4 protein-coding genes are annotated in these 2,119 nt (G+C 45.6%); 1 reads left to right on the top strand and 3 read right to left on the bottom strand.

Annotation, left to right across the window (positions count from 1 at the left end; genetic code table 11):
• A partial coding sequence (locus ACTHUT_RS18655) for an SPFH domain-containing protein (RefSeq protein ID WP_440419369.1) occupies positions 1-166 on the bottom strand: 166 nt, incomplete at its 3' end.
• Between the two features lie 50 nt (positions 167-216).
• The gene (locus tag ACTHUT_RS18650; protein ID WP_250599910.1) at positions 217-615 is read right to left on the bottom strand and encodes a DUF350 domain-containing protein; all 399 of its coding nucleotides are present in this window, start codon (positions 613-615) and stop codon (positions 217-219) included.
• A gap of 205 nt (positions 616-820) precedes the next feature.
• On the opposite strand from ACTHUT_RS18650, the gene ACTHUT_RS18645 reads away from it, so the two are divergent.
• On the top strand, positions 821-1,573 hold the full coding sequence (locus tag ACTHUT_RS18645; protein ID WP_250599908.1) for a CPBP family glutamic-type intramembrane protease: 753 nt from the start codon (positions 821-823) through the stop codon (positions 1,571-1,573).
• Between the two features lie 73 nt (positions 1,574-1,646).
• Here ACTHUT_RS18645 and ACTHUT_RS18640 read toward each other — a convergent pair whose 3' ends face one another.
• Positions 1,647-1,994: a hypothetical protein gene (locus ACTHUT_RS18640; protein ID WP_250599906.1), complete on the bottom strand. Its 348-nt coding sequence runs from the start codon at positions 1,992-1,994 to the stop codon at positions 1,647-1,649.
• Positions 1,995-2,119: the final 125 nt, after the last annotated feature.

Raw genomic sequence — 2,119 nt, 5'->3', positions numbered from 1 at the left:
TCACGCCTTCATCGACAAACATCGCCATCTGCGCCTCACGCACAGTCAGGCTCGCACCGTTTTGGATCTCCTCATCGGCAATCGGAAAACGCCACATCAGCAGGCTGTCGTCAGGATTCGGCCATTGAATGACGTCGATAAACTGTTTCTTGATAAAGTTGAACATTTCAACTCCTTATAAAATAAATCGGGATACAAAATTCAAGGTATGGGTATTCAAGTCAAGCAAGCAGCGTTCAAAATGCCGATCGAGATGGACACTGCACCAAACAACGCGCCGACGGCGACATTGTTGCCGATAAGTTCTGCGGTAGCGCCTTTAATCATCATTGTTGCTGCGAAATAGACAAAAATCTGAATCACTGCTGCGGCAAGTCCCCACAGGATAAAATCGATGAAGCTGATGCTGTGGGCAATGCTTGAGGCAAGCGTCAGACAGAAACCGACCAACGCGCCGCCAAACGCCAAGGCGCAGGCAAGGTTGCCGTTTTTAATCAGGCGCAATTCTTCGGCAGGGGTAATCCGCAGATATACGGCACCGAAAACTACAGTCATGGCAACACCTGCCAACATATATTGCAGGTAAAGCAGATATTGGGACAGAGAAATACTCACGATAAGATTCCTTGTTTTGCAATAAAGTGATTATGCCATATTTTTGAAGATAAACCCTTCGGAAATATGGCATTTTTAGAAGCGCTTCAGGCCGTCTGAAACGGTCAGATTTTTTAATTCATGTTTTATTGTGATAATTGTTGACGATTTTTGTATATTTATGTAACTATTGCGCACCGCTATTTATTAGAGTAACGAGGAGAATATGAGCATACTCGTCGCCATCCGCCCTAAAGAGCCTTTGCGCCATCTGCGCTGGTTTGACATGCTGATTGTAACCGCCATCCTGTTCGGTCAATTTGCCTACCGTTCTACCCAACTTTATATCGCCAGCCTGATGCCGCAAGTGGAGACAGCCTCTGCTACCGAAGAAGTGCGCGATACTGCGGTAACCGGCGTGGCTTATTCGGAAAACATGAGCCTGCAGCTGACGCTGCTTGCTATTGCTCTGGTTTACCTCGTTATCCGCCGTTTCGACTTCAAACAGTTGCCGATTCGCTTTAATTTAGGCGTATTGTTTTGGACACCTGTAATTTTTATCCTGATGGGTCTGACCGCCGATGCGGTGACTTCGTTAAGCGGCGGCTACAATTACTTCACCACTGAAATTTTCCAATACATCAAGCCATTATCCATCTTCGACAAATTCACTGCCCTTGCGCCGATGGCCATCCTCTACGGCCTTTTAAACGGCTTTTATGAAGAATTCTGTTTCCTCGGTCTTTTGACCTGCGTGGAAGACAAATACAAATGGCAGGCATTGGCCTATTCGATCTTGGTGCGCGTCTCCTTCCATACTTACCAAGGCATGCTTTGGGCGACCGTTATCGGCGTTGTTTTCGGCTTGATGTACTACTTCTTCTACAAATACAAAGTCAAAAACCTGCTGCCGTTTTTCCTGATTCACGCCTTGGCAGATATCTTCGGCTCCGGCTTCATCTATTTGATTTGCGCTTAATGGCAACGGTTGGCTGAATAAACAAGGCCGTCTGAAACATCATTTTTCAGACGGCCTTTTATCATCTATCGGTTTACTTAATCAAAGTAATTGCCACATCCGCATCTTCGGTTGCAACAGCCTCAATCACTGCATCGCCGCCAAACCGCAACACCGAGCCTGCGCCGACCGTATGCTTTTCAGTCTGATTCAACGTCACGTCAAAGCTTCCTTTTCCAACGGCAAAAATCAGCGTTTTAAAACCCGGATGATCGTGCGGTTTAATCTGCTCCCCTTTCTTCATGTCTTTCTTAACAACCATGTAATTTTCGCCGCTGAAAATTTTACCGTTTTCGGAAGAAACCTCTCCCAAAGGCGCGGCAGAAACGGCAATGGAAAACAAAGCAAACAGCAATACAGCAGGAATATTAGATACTTTCATGACAAGCCTTTCTTAAAACAGGGCTTCCATTCTATAAAAACCCGCTTTATTATTCAATAACAATTCTCATTTCCTAATAAAAAGGCCGTCTGAAACCCAACGATATTTTTCAGACGGCCTGATTG

It is taken from the genome of Neisseria sp. P0022.S010 (assembly GCF_051956635.1).
Note: the sequence above shows the minus strand (reverse complement) of the source record. Positions and strands in the feature narration are given on the sequence as shown.

Excerpts from the sequence above, each read along its gene's own strand:
- ACTHUT_RS18645 (WP_250599908.1), top strand. The coding sequence starts at position 821 with ATGAGCATACTCGTCGCCATCCGCCCTAAAGAGCCTTTGCGCCATCTG.
- ACTHUT_RS18640 (WP_250599906.1), bottom strand. The coding sequence starts at position 1,994 with ATGAAAGTATCTAATATTCCTGCTGTATTGCTGTTTGCTTTGTTTTCC.